The organism is Pseudocitrobacter sp. 2023LY-00077, from assembly GCF_055796175.1.
In genome coordinates this window covers 1-623 of sequence record NZ_JBSPEI010000074.1, presented here as the reverse complement: position 1 = coordinate 623, position 623 = coordinate 1, and the positions used below count along the sequence as shown (strand labels likewise).

The window sequence follows — 623 nt, the reverse complement described above, 5'->3', positions numbered from 1 at the left end:
ATCTGGTGTCATAGTCAGTGCTCCATGAACTGTCGGTTAATTCGGTTGAAGGTGAATGCCAGCAATAAAAAAGGCCGCTTTAGCGACCTGGTTATTAGTGCCTTCATGCTGCACCGCCTTCATTCTTTTCGGCTTCGACTGCCATCTGCTCAAGCCGTCGTGATAGCTCGGCGGCCAACGTCTGGAATTCTTCCTCGGTCGCCACCGGGATCGGCACAAAACGAATCCCGATGTGCGCAAGGTTATTGGCGATTTCCAGGCTTTTCCTCAAATCAACGGGTGCGGCTCTGTTCATGCGGCGCGATCCTCTTCCTGGGAGATAATTTCCATTTCAAGCTTCTCGGCCAACGCATTCTCCGCTCGGGCACCAGCGGAGTGCTCCCAGCCTTCAAGCATGTAGATAGCATCAGCACAGCGAAGCATCGCCAGGCAGATGTCCATGTACTCGCCCTGGGTTAATCCATCTGGTAGACGGGCGGGATTCAGAACAATATGGCCTTTCGACCAGAGATGAAAATGCGCATGGTTAAAAGCGGCGCGGTTAAAATTAGGTAGGCCGATCATGGGCCCGGCGATGTAAATCTTCATGACTCCACTCCATACCGCCCATGCAGGCGACCAAT

2 protein-coding genes are annotated in these 623 nt (G+C 53.1%); both read right to left on the bottom strand.

Going from position 1 to position 623, the window contains the following annotated elements:
* Positions 1-103: 103 nt before the first annotated feature.
* On the bottom strand, positions 104-295 hold the full coding sequence (locus ACWWFX_RS25410) for a DUF1382 family protein (RefSeq protein ID WP_094166988.1): 192 nt from the start codon (positions 293-295) through the stop codon (positions 104-106).
* On the bottom strand, positions 292-588 hold the full coding sequence (locus ACWWFX_RS25405) for a DUF4406 domain-containing protein (protein ID WP_473225117.1): 297 nt from the start codon (positions 586-588) through the stop codon (positions 292-294). Before ACWWFX_RS25405 ends, ACWWFX_RS25410 begins: the two co-directional genes overlap by 4 nt.
* Positions 589-623 lie beyond the last annotated feature (35 nt).

Excerpts from the sequence above, each read along its gene's own strand:
- ACWWFX_RS25410 (WP_094166988.1), bottom strand. The coding sequence starts at position 295 with ATGAACAGAGCCGCACCCGTTGATTTGAGGAAAAGCCTGGAAATCGCC.
- ACWWFX_RS25405 (WP_473225117.1), bottom strand. The coding sequence starts at position 588 with ATGAAGATTTACATCGCCGGGCCCATGATCGGCCTACCTAATTTTAAC.